General features: G+C 58.3%; 11 protein-coding genes. 1 reads left to right on the forward strand and 10 read right to left on the reverse strand.

Annotated features, from left to right (window positions below):
- Positions 1-8 precede the first annotated feature (8 nt).
- Positions 9-3,197 carry a TonB-dependent receptor gene (locus VN622_01850; protein HWR34595.1) on the reverse strand — a complete coding sequence of 1,063 codons (3,189 nt, stop codon included), beginning with the start codon at positions 3,195-3,197 and terminating at the stop codon, positions 9-11.
- Between the two features lie 263 nt (positions 3,198-3,460).
- Positions 3,461-4,636, reverse strand: coding sequence for an acyltransferase (locus VN622_01855; protein ID HWR34596.1), 1,176 nt, complete (start codon positions 4,634-4,636; stop codon positions 3,461-3,463).
- A 295-nt stretch (positions 4,637-4,931) separates the two neighbouring features.
- On the opposite strand from VN622_01855, the gene VN622_01860 reads away from it, so the two are divergent.
- Positions 4,932-5,504, forward strand: a complete 573-nt coding sequence (locus VN622_01860; protein ID HWR34597.1) for an outer membrane beta-barrel protein — start codon at positions 4,932-4,934, stop codon at positions 5,502-5,504.
- Positions 5,505-5,677: 173 nt separating this feature from the next.
- On the opposite strand, the gene ppdK is transcribed toward VN622_01860, so the two are convergent.
- The 8 genes from ppdK to VN622_01900 all read right to left on the reverse strand — a co-directional run bounded on the left by ppdK (position 5,678) and on the right by VN622_01900 (position 17,234).
- The gene (gene ppdK / locus VN622_01865; protein HWR34598.1) at positions 5,678-8,380 is read right to left on the reverse strand and encodes a pyruvate, phosphate dikinase; all 2,703 of its coding nucleotides are present in this window, start codon (positions 8,378-8,380) and stop codon (positions 5,678-5,680) included.
- 122 nt (positions 8,381-8,502) lie between these two features.
- On the reverse strand, positions 8,503-10,761 hold the full coding sequence (gene glyS, locus VN622_01870; GenBank protein ID HWR34599.1) for a glycine--tRNA ligase subunit beta: 2,259 nt from the start codon (positions 10,759-10,761) through the stop codon (positions 8,503-8,505).
- Between the two features lie 154 nt (positions 10,762-10,915).
- Positions 10,916-11,932, reverse strand: coding sequence for a glycine--tRNA ligase subunit alpha (locus VN622_01875; GenBank protein ID HWR34600.1), 1,017 nt, complete (start codon positions 11,930-11,932; stop codon positions 10,916-10,918).
- Between the two features lie 52 nt (positions 11,933-11,984).
- Positions 11,985-12,743 (reverse strand): hypothetical protein, encoded by a 759-nt coding sequence (locus tag VN622_01880; GenBank protein ID HWR34601.1) that lies wholly within the window; start codon positions 12,741-12,743, stop codon positions 11,985-11,987.
- A 2-nt stretch (positions 12,744-12,745) separates the two neighbouring features.
- Positions 12,746-13,486: a DNA repair protein RecO gene (gene recO / locus VN622_01885; GenBank protein ID HWR34602.1), complete on the reverse strand. Its 741-nt coding sequence runs from the start codon at positions 13,484-13,486 to the stop codon at positions 12,746-12,748.
- Between the two features lie 241 nt (positions 13,487-13,727).
- Positions 13,728-13,988, reverse strand: coding sequence for a ferredoxin family protein (locus tag VN622_01890; protein HWR34603.1), 261 nt, complete (start codon positions 13,986-13,988; stop codon positions 13,728-13,730).
- Positions 13,989-14,203: 215 nt separating this feature from the next.
- On the reverse strand, positions 14,204-16,264 hold the full coding sequence (locus VN622_01895) for an aconitase family protein (protein ID HWR34604.1): 2,061 nt from the start codon (positions 16,262-16,264) through the stop codon (positions 14,204-14,206).
- Positions 16,265-16,421: 157 nt separating this feature from the next.
- On the reverse strand, positions 16,422-17,234 hold the full coding sequence (locus VN622_01900) for an inositol monophosphatase family protein (protein HWR34605.1): 813 nt from the start codon (positions 17,232-17,234) through the stop codon (positions 16,422-16,424).
- Between the last annotated feature and the right edge of the window lie 29 nt (positions 17,235-17,263).

The following is a 17,263-nucleotide window of genomic DNA, read 5'->3' on the forward strand; positions in this document are numbered from 1 at the left end:
CGAGCAAATCAGAAACTGAGGCGCAGACCGAATTGGATGTTGCGTGGTCCACCACCACCCAGGAACGGGTTGCCAGTGCCAACGTCAGGCGTCGCAACCGTTGCCAGGCTGCCAGTTCCCACCATCCGCTGGCTGCCGTTGATCGTCTTGATTTCCGAGCCGTTGGTGAACATATCCACCGAAAAATTCGGCAGCAGCGGACTGCTGAAGTTCGGGTGATTGAAGATGTTGAAGAAATCCACGCGGAACTGCAGATCCGCGCGCTCGCCTATCCGAGTAGTCTTCTGGAGCGAGAAGTCGAAATTCGCGTAATTTGGCCCGTTGAAGGCGTTACGGCCAAGGTTTCCGAAATGGAAGGTGGACGGGTCGCAGGCGTCTGCGACGATCGTGCATGGTGCAGCGAACGCCGACAGGTTTAGCAGCTGGAAAGGTGCTTTTGTTCCGCCCGCGAAGGGATCACCGACGACGTCGGGACGTCCGAAGAATTCTCCGCTGCCGTTGAAATCGTCGAAGAAGTTGAGGTTGTACGGTTGCCCCGTCGAGTATGTGACGATGCCGTTCACCGACCATCCTGAGGTCAGCACTGGAGCGGCCCCAAACTTCGGCAGCTCGTAGTTCCAGAACCACTGCAAGCGATGACGATTGTCGAAGTTCGAACTGGCGCGCTCGGCCGATGGGTTGTAGCTGTTGTCAGGCTGCGCCGCGTTAGGTACGTAATCCTGACCATCGCTGGCATTGTCGATCGAGTGTCCCCAGGTGTAGTTCAATGTCGAGTTGATGCCGTGCCATCCGCGAATTCGCAGGCTCGACTGAAGCGAGTTGTAGCTGGACGCTGCAGTGGACTCGAACTCGTTGACGTAACCGAGGCCGGGAAACGGCCGGTCGCCGGTTGCGAGATTCGTGACCTGGTTGATGTCCCTGTAGCGGAACAGCTTGCGACCGGCGGAACCCACATAACCGATTTGCGCGGCAATGTTCTTCGTGAGCTGCTGCTCCACGTTCAAATTGAAATTTTGAACGTACGGAGTTCGCATCTTCTGCGATACCGTGAACACGTCCCCTGCCGAATAACCCGTGAACACCGGTAACGCACTGGCGATTGGCCCGGCAGAGAATACAAATCCGATATCGTTGTACGCCGGCCCTGGGTTGAAGGTATTCCACGGCAATTGACCGACGAAGAAGTCTTGCGAGAAAGCGTCGTAGAACAGGCCCCAACCTGCGCGCACAACCGTTTTTCCACTGCCAGTCAGGTCGTAAGCGAAGCTTAGGCGCGGGCCGAAATTGTTGTAATCCTTCGGATAAAGTTCCGTTGGCTTCACCAACGTACCGCTGGGTCCGAGGATGCTGAAGCGTCCCTTCTCTTCCCCGATTACGCCGTAGTAATCCCAGCGCATTCCGTAGTTCAGGGTCAAGCGATCCGTCAGTCGCCAGTTGTCCTGAACGTAGAAACCATGATTGTTCTGGAACGTTCCACGCCGCGAGTCACCAGTCGCCGAGCGTCCGCCTGTGGGTACGCCTTGCAGGAAATCGGTCAAGGTGTCGAAAACCAACTTGCCGCGATAGCCCGCGTCGAAAAAGCCGTTCACAAATGTGCGCCGGAACTCGTATCCGTACTTCCAGCTATGGCTACCTTTCGTCCACGACGCATTCGTAAAGTACTGCCAGTTTGTATCCGTGCGTCCGCGAGGAACGCTCGGCGTTGCGCCAATGCTACTGAAATCACCTACCTGGATCAGCGGCAGGCCGAAGTCGCGGGGGTTGGCGTCCGCAACCAGCGTGTTCAGGCCAATCGAGCGAGGATCGAAATTAATGTCTTGCGCGAGGAAGTCCTCGTGGAAACGGTTCCAACCGGTGCGGAACTCCAGAAGGAAGCTGGGGCTGATGATGTGCGTGTAAGACAGCGACAGGATATTGACGCGCGTCGGCGTGACCGTGTTGTAACCCGGCGCGGAGCCGCCGCCACCTACGAGCCCAAGCGGGAAGCTCTGCTTACTGTCGCCGAAAAAGTAGCGGCCTGTCAGCAGGTTGTGTTTATTGTGTCCGCCGAGGTGCTGGTCGATCTTCGCAATCAGGCTGTCAACCCGGTTGTAGAACGGAGTGTTGAACTGTACATTGCCGTCTGTAGCGGGCAGCGCAATCCCCCAGGGATTTCGGTTCAGCAAGTTCTGAATGACGGGATTCGAAACACCCCCGGCAGCAGCGATATCTGCCTGCGTGGGCACCGTTCCTACCGTTGGCAGACCGCCATGCTCGCGCTGACCCTCATAGGCCAGGAAGAAGAAGGTGCGGTCTTTCGCAACCGGGCCGCCGAGCGACGCTCCAAACTGATCGTTATGGAAGCTGTTCTGCTGTTCGCTCGAAGCGTTGAAGTAATTGCGCGCATCGAAACGGTCGTCGCGCAGAAATCCGTAAAGCGTTCCGTGCAGGTTGTTGGTGCCGGACTTGGTGACCAGGTTAACGACCGCACCGGAATTGCGGCCATACTCGGCTTCCACGCCCGAGAGCACGGGAATCTCCGCCAGCGCATCAACGGGCAGGATGGTTGCCGGCGTTCCAAAAACTCCGGCCTCATTGATCGAGGGCAGGTTGCGATAGCCATCGTTCATGTCCGTGCCATCGAGCATGTAGTTGTTCGAGCGTCCACGATTGCCGTTGACGCTGAACAGACCGAACGAACCGGGCGAGTCCGTTGAGCCCACTGGATCACCGGTCGCGCCCGGGACCAGAACCAGCAGTTTGGTGAAATCTCGGCCATTCACGGGCATGTCAACGGCGGCCGGCCCCTCGATGGTTCCGCCCATGACGTTGCTGCTGGTCTCGATCAAGGGAATGGCGGCCGTGACTTCCACCTTCTCCTCTACCTGACCGGGCGTCAAAGCGATATTCGCGCGGGAAACACTGCCCACGGTGACAGCCACGCCACGCAATGTCTGCGTACGGAAGCCGGACTTCGTTGCGCTGATGTCGTAGTTGCCGGGTGGCAGTTCGGTGACAGTGAAGTAGCCGGTGTCACCCGTCTGTGCCAGGCGAGAGAGCCCAGTGCCGGCGCTGATAATCCTTACTTCCGCCCCGGGTACCGCGGCACCGGAGCTATCCGTGATGGTGCCCGCGATGCTACCGCGGAATGACTGAGAAGCTAAGGGTAGTACCGAGAGAAACATCAAAAACAGCACGACCTGAAACCGACGTGACATCTTGCTCTCCTTGCGGAAATAGGTTGGGAACCTACAGCACAAAGGCAACATGTTCAGAAAACCATGTTTTAGAAACCAATAGGTCGGAGCCCCACAGTTGGCAGGATTATAGCTGACTTTCTACGCAAGCACATTGGAAACAGTAATTTGAGCGACGAAAGTTGCAGTAACCACTTAAGCAACGGCAGGCGCGCCCGTAGAGATCGGCTCCCCATCGAGAGCAGGCGAGGGCGGCTGCTCGATGTTCTTCTTATCCGTTTGGCTTAACCGCCGGGACGCGAGAGAACGTGCGTAAAGCGTTGCTTCAGGTTCAGGAACGGAGTCTCCAGCCAGCGATACGACGCCGCTGACAGCGCAATCGTGATGCTTAGTGCGACCGCATTGCGCAGCATGTAACGCGCGAAGCTGGAATCGTAATGAGGAACGATGTAGTCGCTCGACATGAGGCCGAGGATGTGGAAGACGTAGAGGCCGTACGAAATGCGTCCGAGGTACACGAACGCGCTCTTGCGGAGTGGTGCAGATTCGCAAAGGAACGCCAGCAGTAAAGCGATGCTTCCGAGGGCGACCGCAGGATACCCCAGCATGATTCGCGAAACGGTGAGCGGATCACCTTTGATCTGCCAGTAACTACCGGCGGCGGCGAGAGCGACCACTCCGAACGCAACCAGTGCTACGCGAGCCAGCGTCGAGAGTTGCGGCGCGCGACCGCGCAAGAAGATGGCGGCGAGGATTCCGAGCGCAATAGGATCGAGCTGCGCAAAAGTGTTGCACCACACCTGCGTTTCGGTTGCGCCGTGCGTCCCGAGATACAAACGTGTCAGGCTCGCGATGCCGAGCAGCAGTACAGCGAATGCCAAAAGGAATGGCTGGCGCAGGCGTCGCATCGCAGCTGGCCAGAAAATATAGAACTGCTCCTCGATCGAAACGCTCCACAACGGGAAGATTACAGACGAAGGAAAGCCTTTGAAAACGATCCACCAATTGCCGGAGAGAGCAGTAAACGCGAGAGCCGTATTCCAGGGCAGTTGCTGGCCCGGCATAAAGATGGCGAGCGCAGCCGCAACCGCCAGGAAAGCAAAGTAAAGCGGCCATATGCGCAGAATACGCCGCATGTAGAAAGCGCGAAGATCCACGTCCCCAAGCAAAGCACGTTCCCGCAGCAGCAACTCTGTGATGAGATACGCGCTCAGGACAAAGAATAAATTTACCCCGAATGCGCCTGAGGCTCCGATGGCGGCGAAGAGGCGCGCCATCACGATGGGAACATTCATCGCCGTGTAGAACGCCGGATCATGCGGCAGCGCGTGATGCAGAAACACCATGAAAAACGCGAAAAAACGCAGGATGTCGAGTTCGGGATGATAGAAGCGCTTTGTGGCCGAGCGGGTGCGCTCTTCGGCCACCGCCTGGGTCCAGTTCGAAGTAATCGTCGCCAAGTGCGGGGAAGGTCCTGAGTTTTAGTTTTCAGTCCAGAGGAGTGTAGCAGGTGAGCTGGCGATTTGCGCCAGCGTAGAACAAGGGAATGAAGACGCCTCGGAACTGCCAATGGATGGGTGTAGCACACCAGCGTCTCAGAACGGCTTAGCAACAGCTCTGATATCCAGCGCAATTCCATACATCGTTCAGCGTCTCGCGGCAACTAACCATCCATTGCTGCAACCAATAGGTTAGGCATCGCGTGTGGGGTTGCGCGCAAGTTGCCGGACACCGTTAAAAGCCGCGAGGACAAGTATGAGGAAGGTTGGTTTGGCGGGCTTGTTAGTTCTGATGGCGTGCATCGGAAGCCAGGCGCAGATAGACACACAACATATGTCGGCGGGGATCGGTTTCACCCACATGACTGGCGACTTCGGGCCTGATGGGTTCGAAGGCAGCGTCGCCGTGCATCCGAACCGGTGGCTTTCGCTGGCGGGCGAGGTGAGCGCGCTCTGGTCGACGGTGCGAACAAATGACATCAAGGTCACCGACAGGATACAGAACTACCAGGCAGGACCACGGGTTCACTTCTATCGGGCCTTCGCTAATCCGAAGTGGGTGCCGTTTGCTCACCTGCTATTCGGTGTTAGTCACCAGAGCACCAGTATTCAGAATGGCCCGGAGGCTTCCGACACCAGTTACTCATGGTCGCTGGGCGGCGGCACGGATTACGATTTCAACCGCAAGGTCAGTGGACGTCTGAAAGCGGAGTTCCTGCGCACGACGTTCGAGTCGATCGGCCGTACTCGTGGCCGTTTCACCGTTGGGATCATGTACCACTTCGGCGGCGGTATAAGGCGCGGAAGAATCCCGGTCACCACGCCGTAGCCTTAAACTGCAGTCCAGAAAAAACGCGGTCTAAATGCCAAGGATGGAGTAAGCAAGAGCTTCCTTGTAAAGTCCAGGATCGCGATAAGCGAAGTTTGTGGCGAAAAAAGAAAGGGGCACGCGCGAAGCGTGCCCCGTCTCTTTGGCGGACGCATGGTCCGACAATGCAACTACTACTTCGTCTGGCCTGCCTGCACGCCGCTCTTCTCGGCGTAGCCTGCCTGGGCAGCCGCTAGACGCGCCGTGAGGACACGGAACGGCGAGCAGCTGACGTAGTTCAGGCCGACTTCGTGGCAGAACATGACGGATTGCGGTTCGCCGCCGTGTTCACCGCAGATGCCGACCTTCAAGTTCGGGCGGGTCTTGCGGCCCTTTTCGACTGCCATGCGCACGAGCTGACCAACGCCTTCCTGGTCGAGCACTGCGAAGGGATCCTGCTTGAAGATTCCCTCCTTCAGGTAGTCGGGCAGGAACTTATTGATGTCGTCACGCGAGAAGCCGAACGTGGTCTGCGTGAGGTCGTTTGTGCCGAAGCTGAAGAACTCGGCTTCCTCGGCGATCTGGTCGGCAACCAGCGCGGCGCGAGGCAATTCGATCATCGTTCCGACCATGTACTCGATGCGCTTGCCCTTTTCCTTGAATACATCTTCGGCAACGCGGTGGACGATGTCCGCCTGGTGCTTCATCTCCTTGATGCCCGTGGTGAGCGGGATCATGATTTCCGGCAGGACCTTGATGCCCTTGCCCGTGGCGATGACGGCGGCTTCAATGATGGCGCGCGCCTGCATCTCCGTGATTTCGGGATAGGTGACACCAAGACGGCAGCCGCGATGGCCCAGCATCGGATTCACTTCGTGCAGGTCCTCCACGCGCTTCAGCAGCGTGTGCAGTTCCTTCAGCTTGGGCGAGCGAGGCTTGGTAATTTCGAGCTTCGCGATCTCGACCAGCAGGTCTTCGCGCTTCGGCAGGAACTCGTGAAGCGGCGGATCCAGCGTGCGGATCGTGACCGGGAAACCGTTCATCGCCTTGAAGACGCCGAGGAAGTCGGCGCGCTGCATCGGAAGCAGCTTCTTCAGTGCGGCGCGACGGTCTTTCTCGTTGTCCGTAAGAATCATTGCGCGCATGTGCGGCAGACGATCTTCGGCGAAGAACATGTGCTCGGTACGGCACAGTCCGATACCTTCCGCGCCGAACGCACGCGCTTGGATGGCATCGCGTGGAATATCGGCGTTGGCGCGCACCTTGAGGCGACGATAAGGATCGACCCAGGCCATGTACTTCACAAGGTCCGGATCGTCCGGCGAGGCAGGCAACGTGTTCAGCTTGCCCTTGAGCACGCGGCCGGTGGTCCCGTCCAGGGAAAGCCAATCACCTTCCTTGAAGACCTGACCCTTCACGCGCAGTTCCTTCTTCTTCTCGCTGACGTCGCAATCACCCGCGCCGGCAACGCAGCACTTGCCCATGCCGCGCGTTACGACGGCAGCGTGCGATGTCATGCCGCCACGCGACGTGAGAATGCCGCTCGCGACTTCCATGCCGTGAATGTCTTCCGGCGTGGTTTCGCCACGGACGAGAATGATGGACTTCATCTTGCCCTTCTGGATTGCCGTCACGGCATCGTCGGCCGAAAAGACAATCTGTCCCACAGCTGCGCCTGGCGAGGCCGGAAGCCCGGTGGCGAGCAATTCGATCTTTGCGCCCTTCTCATCAAGACGCGGAACAAGGAAGTCGTAAAGCTGGTTTGGTTCGACGTAGTTGATGGCCTCTTCCTTCGTGATCAGGCCCTCTTCCACCATGTCGATCGCGACGCGGACAGCGGCCAAACCGGTCCGCTTGCCGTTACGCGTTTGCAGCATGTACAGCTTGCGATCTTGGATCGTGAACTCGAAATCCTGCATGTTCTTGTAATGCTTTTCCAGGCGCGTTGTGATTTCGCGCAGCTGGTTGTAAACATCGGGCAGGATCTTCTCGAGCTGGCTGATGTGGATCGGCGTGCGAACGCCGGACACCACGTCTTCACCCTGCGCGTTCATCAGGAACTCGCCGTAGAACTCTTTCTTGCCGGTCGCCGGATTGCGCGTAAAGCCCACGCCCGTGCCGGAGGTCTCGCCGAGGTTGCCGAACACCATGGCCTGAACGTTGACGGCCGTGCCGAGCATGTCGTCAATGTTGTTCATGCGGCGATAGTGCTTCGCACGATCATTCTGCCAGGAGCGGAACACGGCGTCCCGAGACATGACGAGCTGGTCATGCGCGTTCTGCGGGAAGTCGATTTTCGCGTACTTCTTCACAACCTTCTTGTACTCGGCGATCACTTCCTGCAGCGCCTTCGCATCGAGATCGGTGTCGAGCTTCGCTTTTTTCTGCTTCTTCTTGCCGTCGAACACTTCTTCGAAGGCGTGCTTCGGAATTTCCAGCACGACGCTACCGAACATCTGGATCAGGCGGCGGTAGGAGTCATACGCAAAGCGCGGGTTGTTGGTGTTGCGCGCAAGCGCTTCCACGGCCTTGTCGTTCAGTCCGAGGTTCAGGATCGTGTCCATCATGCCCGGCATGGAGAACTTGGCGCCGGAGCGAACGCTGACGAGCAACGGATTGGAGCCTGCGCCGAGCTTCTGGCCCATCACTTCTTCCAGCTTCGCAAGCGCGGCATCCATCTGCGCGTCGATCTCTTTCGAGAATGTGCCGCGCATGAATTCGCGGCAGGCTTCCGTCTGAATCGTGAAGCCGGGAGGCACAGGGAGTCCGGCGTTGGTCATCTCGGCGAGGCCTGCGCCTTTGCCGCCGAGAACATCTTTCATCTTGCCATTTCCTTCTGCCGAGCCCGCGCCGAAGAAATAGACGTATTTGATTGCTGCTGTGCTTGGAGTTGCCATCTTCACGCTCTCTGTCTGTAGGGTCTGGGTACTCATTTTAGATACCTCTGATTACTTGTGCCATAGCGACTGCTAGTAGTGCGTGTGCATCTCGCGTCGAGCTTTCGCCCTCGCCATGAAAACTATACCTTGCGTTCGATCACGATCTCGCTGAAGTCTGCGATCGTGGTGAACTCGCTCAGCAGCTTGTAAAGCAGATACAAGCGCCGGCGGCGTACCTCCTCTTCTTCCACCATGACCATGACTTTTTCGAAGAAGACGTCGATGGGTGTGCGGAGTTTCGAAACCTCCACCAGCGCCTGTTCGTATTGCTTTTGATCACGCAGGCGGCCGACATCTTCGGCTACCTTAGGTACAACCTCGAAAAGCCTGCCCTCGGCAACGTCATCGTAAGTCTGCGGGAACTCCGTCATAATCATGGAATCATCCCACTTCCCTGCTTCCTTTGCCTGACGCAGAATGTTCTTCATCCGCTTGAATGCAACGGAGATCGATTCGAAATCCTCCGACGGGCGAACCTTCGCGACAGCCTCTGCGCGTGCAAGCGCGTCCACCACATCATCTGCGCCATCGCCGCGCAGCAGCGCCGCCTCGGCAGTCGCCGGCGCGTTCGAGTTCGCGGCCAGCACGGCGTTCACAACGTCATAAGCGAAGCCTTTGGCATCGCGCAGGTAGAACTCAAGCCGCTCGCGGAAGAAGCTGTCGAGGTCTTCGCTGAGCCTCTCGCCTGTGTTAGTGAACTTGTTCTCGGCCTCGGAGCCCTGGTATCCGTCAAGCGCATCGCGCATGAGTTGGCGCAGGCTGAGCGGCAGCTTGTGCTCGGCGATGATCCTCACGATGCCGTTAGCCGCGCGTCGCAACGCGAACGGATCTTTCGACCCGCTCGGAACAAGTCCTAGCGCAAACATGCCGGCAATCGAGTCGGACTTGTCGGCGATGGCGAGCACCGCGCCTTCCATCGTGCGCGGTACAGCGTCCTCCATCGACTCAGGCTTGTACTGATCGTAGATGGCGCTGCCGACCGCGGCATCGTGTCCCTGATGAACCGCGTAGAGTCCGCCGACAATGCCTTGAAGCTCCGTAAATTCTTTTACAAGCTCGGTCGTCAAATCCGTCTTGGCGAGCTGTGCGGCCTCGCACACCGCATTGCGCGACAGTTCAAGGCCGGCAGCGGCCAGGTCGTCCGCAATGCGAGCTGCGAGCCGGCCAAGGCGTTCGGTCTTGGCGTAATAGCTGCCGAGATCCTTCTGGAACGTAACCGATTTCAGGCTCTGCACGCGATCGCGCAGCGGGATCTTCTGGTCTGTCGTCCAGAAGAAACGGGCGTCGTTGAAGCGTGCGCGCAGTACCCGTTCGTTTCCGTGACGGATAAGACCTTCGGGATCGCCCGAAGTGTTCAGCACAGCAAGGAAATGCGGCGCAAGTTTTCCGGATGTGTCTTCCACGGCGAAATATTTCTGGTGGTCGCGCATCACCGTGACAAGCACTTCTTCCGGCAACGCTAGATATTCGGAATCGAAGTTGCCGAGGATGACCGCGGGGAACTCCGTTAGGTTCACCACCGTCGCAAGCAGATCGCTGTCTTCGCGCCAGCGTGCGCCGTGCAGTGTCCGCGTGGCGGCATCAAGAGCCTTACGGATTATGTGCTCGCGCTGCGCAGCCGTTGGGATTACGAAGCCGCTGGTCAGCGCTTCCACGTACCGCCCTGGCGACTGGATCGTGATTTCGTGCGAACGTCCGTTCTTGGCAATCTGCGGCATACCGTCGGACAGAACGCGATGCCCACGCGTTGCGTTCGATGCCGTGATGCCGGCGAACTCCAGCGGCACGACCTGCCGATCCAGCATGGCGACGAGCCAGCGCACGGGACGCACGAAGCGCTCAGCGCTCTTGCCGCGCCAATACATGTTCTTCGCCCAGTAGAGCGAAGCAATCTCTTTTGGCAGGAACTCGGAGAAGATCTCGCCGGCGCTGCGACCTTTCCTCGTGACGTTTGCGGCAAGGTAGTCGCCCTTCGGCGTGGAGACCTGCTGCAACTTCGCTACGTCAACATTCACCTTCTTAGCAAACGCGTGCGCTGCCGGGGTGGGCTGGCCATCCTTGTAGGCGACCTTCAGCGATGGACCCAGCACTTGCTCTTCGACATCAGGTTGAGAGGCAATGACACCATGCGCGAACACCGCGAGGCGGCGCGGCGTAGAGAAAGCCTCGATCTGAATCTCAATATCGGAAGTGGAACCGCTTTCAGACGCCACGCTGCTGCGGCCAAGGCGTTCGCGTGCAATAAGGTCGCGCACACGGCGAGTCAGTTCGCCGGTCGCGGTGGGAATCATGCGCGCCGGAATCTCTTCGGTCCCGATCTCTAAGAGGAAGTCAGCCATTATTCAAATTCTTTCTATTTTCTCGCGTTTTCGCACTCGCCGGATGTGAGTTAGATCACAAAAAGTAGTTTCTCGCCTTAGTTCCACTTCTTAGTTCCAGCTTGCTCGTCGCGTGTACCAGTCTTGATGTGCCTGCACAAACGAACAGCAGAGCCTAGTGTCCGACGGCCTTTGTTTCTGCAATGCCTTCTGCTGCCTTCTGCTGGTCTACATACGACTTGGCGCAAGCCACCGCGAGTTGGCGAATGCGGGCGATAACGCCCACGCGCTCCGTCACGCTGATCGCTCCTCGAGCATCGAGAATGTTGAACAGGTGCGAGCATTTCAGACAGAGATCGAAGGCGGGGAGCACTGGAAAGCGCAGCTTTTGCTCGCGTAACTTATTTGTGAAATCGTGATCGACAGCGCGATCCTTCTTGCTCGCTTCCTTGCCCGCGTGCACCAGAGTCGAATACTCATCGAGCAATGCCTGGCACTCGGCTTCATAGGCATCGAGATGCTTCCATAGCAGCGCCACGTCCGCGCGTTCAAAGTTGTAGACCGAGAATTGCTCTTCATCGGCGAGACGTATGTCGCCGTAGGTGACTGCGTTGCCTTCGGCATCACGTACCCACACGATGTCATAAATGGAATCGACGTCCTGCAGGAACGCCGCGATGCGCTCAAGCCCATACGTCAGTTCGACCGAGATGGGGTCGAGATCGACGCCGCCGCACTGCTGGAAATATGTGAACTGCGTGATCTCAAGTCCATCAAGCATGACCTGCCAGCCGATGCCCCACGCGCCGAGTGTGGGCGACTCCCAGTTGTCCTCCTCGAACTTGATGTCATGTTTCTTGAGATCGATGCCGATGGCCGCCAGCGACTCAAGGTAGAGCTCCTGCACGTCATTTGGCGGCGGCTTCAGGATTACCTGGAATTGCGTGTGCTTATAAAGTCGGTTCGGATTCTCGCCATAACGACCATCGGCGGGGCGGCGCGAGGGCTGCACGTAGCCGACTCTATGCTGCCGCGGGCCGAGCACGCCGAGGAACGTTTCCGGCGACATGGTTCCGGCTCCGACTTCTACATCGTGCGGTTGCTGCAACACGCAACCCTGACGCGCCCAGAAATCCTGCAGGCGGAGAATAAGGTCCTGAAAAGTCAGTCCGGTCTGTTTCGCTTTCGACATTCGTTTCTCGTAACTGCAACTGCGGCCGATGCGGGCGGCCGCTCCCCTGGTTTTATCTTGTCCCGCTCGCAGCTTTCGCGATCACTTCGGCAAGCACAGGCTTCTCTTCCGCGCTCGCGGTTTTCAGCCGTGTCTCAAGAATAGGCTTCAAATCCGGGTCGCGTGCCAGGGCCAGCATGAGCGTATCCTGTGCAGCGATACCAATTGCCGAATCAGCCTCGTCGCTACGGTTTTTCAACGGTAGCACGGACGCGATCTTCTCGACGTAGCGCCTGTCGCCGCTGGCAAAATAACTGCCCCAGAGCGCTTCGACCGTGGTCGGAGAATCAACGGCGTCCTTCAGAAAATCTGGCGGCACGCGGTACATCATTTCCTTTGCCGCCCTCGCAATTCGCTCGTCAGCGCCTTTCTTTATTTCCTCGAGCAACTCGGTCGAGGAGTCCAGGCCTGAGAGCCATACCGCATACAGCATGAGCTGGCGACCTATGTTGCTTCGCAACTGCCGCACCGCTTGTGGAGCGAGGTCGGGGTTGGCGCGGAATATCTGCGCAACAAAAGCCGACACCGGCAGCAGCGCGAACTGCTGCTGGATTCGCGCATCTGTTTCGATGACCTTCAGTGCTGAGAGCGCGAGATCGGGGCGCGGATGCTTGTAGTAGTAGCGAAGCCATTCCTCGGCTTCACCCGGACTTGTCACGGTCTTGATACCGGACAGCAGTTCGGGGTGCGACAATTCCTGCGCCAGCACAGCTCCGGGGAGCAGAGCTGCAAAAAGCAACAACAACGTGCTCACCCTTCTAATTTTTCCCACGCCTACTCCAGTTTCTCAAGCTGCGATACCGTAATGAACTTTCTCTCTGCGTGCCGCTGCACAATCTGCATCAGGAACCGGCGCAGGTCAGCACCTTTGGCACGGGGCCAACGCTGATCCGCGAAGGTTTCTACCGGAGCGCGAAACATCTCCGCCGCCATCCTGCGCGATTCCAGCGACAGCTCGGACGACGCCAGGCGCTTATCCCGCCCGCACAACAATCCGTCCACCATCGCATGGTAGAAAGCGCGCTCGCTCCACAACTCCACGCCGCACTCCGTGCAGACGCCAAGCTCCGGCAGGAAGCCCATCAAGCGCACCATCCAGATCTGGAAATACGTGACCGGCATCCAGATGGAGCCACTTGCAAGCTCGGCCAGTACCGAGGCGGCAAGACGGAATACCGTGTCGTTCGCCTCGCGATCCGGCATCAGCTCGTCGAGCATCTCGGCCACATGCCCCAACGCCACGAGACGCGGATAGTCCAGTTCGTCCGAGAGCGGCGACAGCAATACGTCGCATGAATCGATGCGAGCCAACTCCTGTCCTTGCCGGTCCTGCCAGTACACGCGAACGCACGTGAGAGGCTCGAGTGCACCGCCAAAGCGGCGCCGCGATTTCTTGGCGGCCTTCGCAACTCCCTTGAGCTTGCCTTCCGCGCGCGTGAAAAACGTAACGAGCAAGTCGGCCTCATGCAGCGGATACGTGCGGAGGACGATTGCTTCGGATTGCTTCAGCGGCACTGGTCAAGGCCTTCCACGCCGAGGTTAACCACGGAGAAGAATCGCGAATGTGAGCCAAAAAATTGATTCTACTGGAGTGGGGAGGCACTTGCCAGTCGCCCATTGCGGTATTCCTCTTGTCGCGCAATGTCGCGGTGAACGAAATCTCCAACTTGTAGGACGGTGAACGCCGAATGCAAATGCGGTACAAGAAAAAGCGCGCGGCATGACCACGCGCTTCTCGTTCTTACCTGACTTGAGGCTAACGGCCAAAGTACTTCGCGTTTCGCTCGGCGTAGGAAGCCCACTTTTCCGGCAGGTCATCAAGAGCAAAGATCGCCGACACTGGACATACAGGAACGCATGCGCCGCAATCGATGCACTCCACCGGATCAATGTAGAGCATTTCTTCAGTCGCGAACGCAGGTTCATCTTTCTTCGGGTGAATGCAGTCCACGGGGCAGGCATCCACGCAGGCCGTGTCCTTCGTGCCAATGCAGGGTTCAGCGATTACGTATGCCATATCGGTTCTATCTCTCCGCCATCAAGGCTGATGTTTGTAACTGATGATTCTAGCAAACGGCGCGAGCAGGCGCGAATGGCAAAAGTATGTGATTGGCAAAAAGTATGTAATTGCGATCACCCCACCTTGTGATCTGGCAATCATGATCTAACAAGCGGGCAACCGATGGTTAACAATTAGCCCCATTGGCCTTCGCGTTCTGTGCTTCATCGCGCTTACGATATTGGCTGCGGAGTCTCGGCCGGTTCGTACTCCACAATATGACCCGCAACCGCGCTGGCCGCGACAGTCAAGGGCGACGCCAGGTACATCTGCCCAGGTCCGCTTCGTCCCGGGAAGTTGCGATTTTGGGCGCTGATGACGACCTGCTCCGGCGTAGTCGAGACACCAGGGCCAGCGTTGATGCAGGCGCCGCAGGAGGGCTCTATGACGATGGCTCCGGCCCTCTCGAACACCTCCAGGTATCCCTTGCTAATGCAATATTCGCGCGTTTCTTGCGAGCCGAACTGTATGTAGAACCTGGTGCCTGCGGCTACCCGGCGGCCTTCTTTGACGGCTTCGGCCAGGACTTGGGCGTACATATCCATATCCTCGTTCTTGCCCGCCGTACAGGTTCCCCCGTAAGCGATGTCGAGGGGCACGGGCGTATGCAGGTCGCGAATAAACTTGCCGTTGCCCGGGTCGCCCGGCGTCGCCACCATCGGATATATATCGGCTGCGTTGAGTTCGATCACATGCGCGTACTCGGCATCGTCATCGGAGCTAAGACCTTCGATCATCTGCTCGGCGGCGGCCTGTGCGATCCCGCGCCGCTGCGCGAGGAACTCCACGACCTTCGCATCTGGCGCAACGATGCCCGTAAACCCGCCGATCTCCGCAGCCATGTTCGTCATCGTCGCGCGCTCATCGACACTGAGTTCTTCAATCGCTTCGCCCGCATACTCGATCACTTTCGCCAAGGCCTGGCCGCTGCGTATGTAGTCGAGCGAGAGCAGCTTCAGGATGAAATCTTTCGCCGTAACGCTCGGGTGTCGCCGTCCGCGGATGACGACCTTAACCGACTCCGGCACCTTGACGCGAATGTCCTTGGTGAACCAGGAGTTGAAGAGATCCGTCGTGCCCACTCCGAAGGCGACACAGCCGATCGCTCCAACGTGCGGCGTGTGCGAGTCCGAGCCGATGTTCAGCTGGCCCGGCAGAGCATAGCTCTCCAGCACGATGGAGTGGCAGATGCCTTCACTGCCTTTACGGTCACGCAACTCGCCGTGCAGGCGTATGCCGCGCTTGGCGGCAAAGTCCTGCTGCTTCAGCTTGAGCTGCGTGGCAAGATCGAGCAGCCCCATTTTCTTCTTCTCTTCCGAAATCACATCGTCGAGAAACGTAAGATGATCGCGGAAGAAAATGACAGATTGCGGATCGGTGACCGGTTCGTCCTGTCCAACCAGGCGCTCGTAGAAGATCGCCGCCATGGGCGTGACGTATTCGTGCGAGAAGCGCAGGTCTGTGCGCGCAAATCCGGTGTCGCCGGGCATAACGTACGGCACGCCCACCTTCCCCTGCGGATCCACCATGTGTCGCGCGAAAATTTTTTCGGAGACGGTCATGGCACGTTTGCCGGTGGTGATGGCGGGCAGGAAAACCATCTTCTCGGCTCCCGGCTGGGCTGACTGCAATCGAGCGACATTGAACGAGAACAATCCGCCGTGCTCGATCACCTGGCGCGTGATCTCATCCTCACCCTCGGTGAAAACCGATAGCGGAATCTCCTCACCCGCTCGGATCTTATCGATCAGTGAGAAGTTGGTAGACGTGAGCACGCCGAGGTTCTGGCAATTCTGCTTGTAGATGCGCTCGATGTTCTCGGCAATCACGAGTTGGATTCCGGCGGCACGCTCCGCATAGGGCGACTGCTCGCGGCTGCTTCCTTTGCCGCGCCGCTTTCCGCTCACGGCGCACACGAACGCGCCACGCTTAACGTCGCCGCGCTTAATCGGCATTTCGTTGCCGCACTTCAGTCCGAAGTAAGGGAATTCTCCGAGCGTCTCGTCGAAGAAGAAACAGATGTGCGCCGGAGTGATCTCGTCCGTAGAGATGTCGTCGCGCAGCTTGGAATTGTTTGCCGGATTGCGAGTGTCCCAAGGCAGATCCCAGCCGTCGAGTTGACGGCGGATCAGTTCGGGATCTTCGGTGAGGAAGAGAATGCGACCGTTCAGCCGTACACGGCCGGGACGCTTTTCAATCTTTCGCTCAAGCAGGGAGTTTCGTAAGTTCGCCACTTTGTAATCCTAGCAAAACGCTGTCAAGGACGTGCGTCCGCCGGAGTGGTGATACCGGCGAATGAATGCCAATAAGCACTTTCCTGTGAGATTAAGATGCGCTGACCCTGCGTGACGGGCTCTCGCGAGAATTCATGGAAAACGAATCGACCTGGTTCTACTTCTGGCGAGTGCGCGCGTACTCGGCGGGCGACGGCAGGTCTTCCAGACCGCGCCCCGCAAATATCTCGGCGAAGTTCCGCATCAGTTCCTCGTGCAGGATGCCGTTCGATGCCAGAGTCTCCCTGCTGTCGATGGCCCACTGCGAGCCGTCAAAGCGAGTGACCGTGCCTCCAGCTTCCTGAACCAGCAGAACGCCAGCGGTTGTGTCCCAGGGGTTCAGGTTGAATTCCCAGAAACCGTCATACCGTCCGGCCGATACGTTAGCCAGATCAAGCGCCGCGGAACCTGCGCGCCGAATGCCGTGCGAGCGCAGCGTTAGCTGATGGTAGAAGTGAATGTTCGGATTCTGGTGGCGCTTATGGCTGGGGAACCCGGTCGCAAGGATGGACTCCGAAAGAGTCTTCGTTTTGGAAACTTCAATCGGTCTACCATTCAGAAACGCGCCGCTCCCCTTCTCCGCGGAGAAGAGTTCGTCACGCGTGGGATCGTAAAGAACGCCAGCCTTCAGTCCGCCTTTGTGAACGAGTCCCAGGGATACGCAGAAAACCGGATACCCATGCGCGAAGTTCGTCGTGCCATCGAGCGGATCGACATACCAGCGGAAATCGCTACCGCTGTCCTTGCGGGTACCTTCCTCGCCGACGACGCTGTGCTCAGGCCAGGTTTCATGCAGGCGCTCGACTATCAGCTTTTCTGACGCACGGTCTGCCTCCGTCACCAGGTCGACGTCGCCCTTGTACTCGAAGCCGATCCGGCGCTCGAAGAACGACATCAGCAGCGCGCCTGCTTCGCGGGCAATCTGCGACATGCGGGGGACAAACTCCAAACGAGCGTTGG

Source organism: Clostridia bacterium (genome assembly GCA_035561135.1).
Taxonomy (GTDB): Bacteria; Acidobacteriota; Terriglobia; order Terriglobales; family Acidobacteriaceae; genus DATMYA01.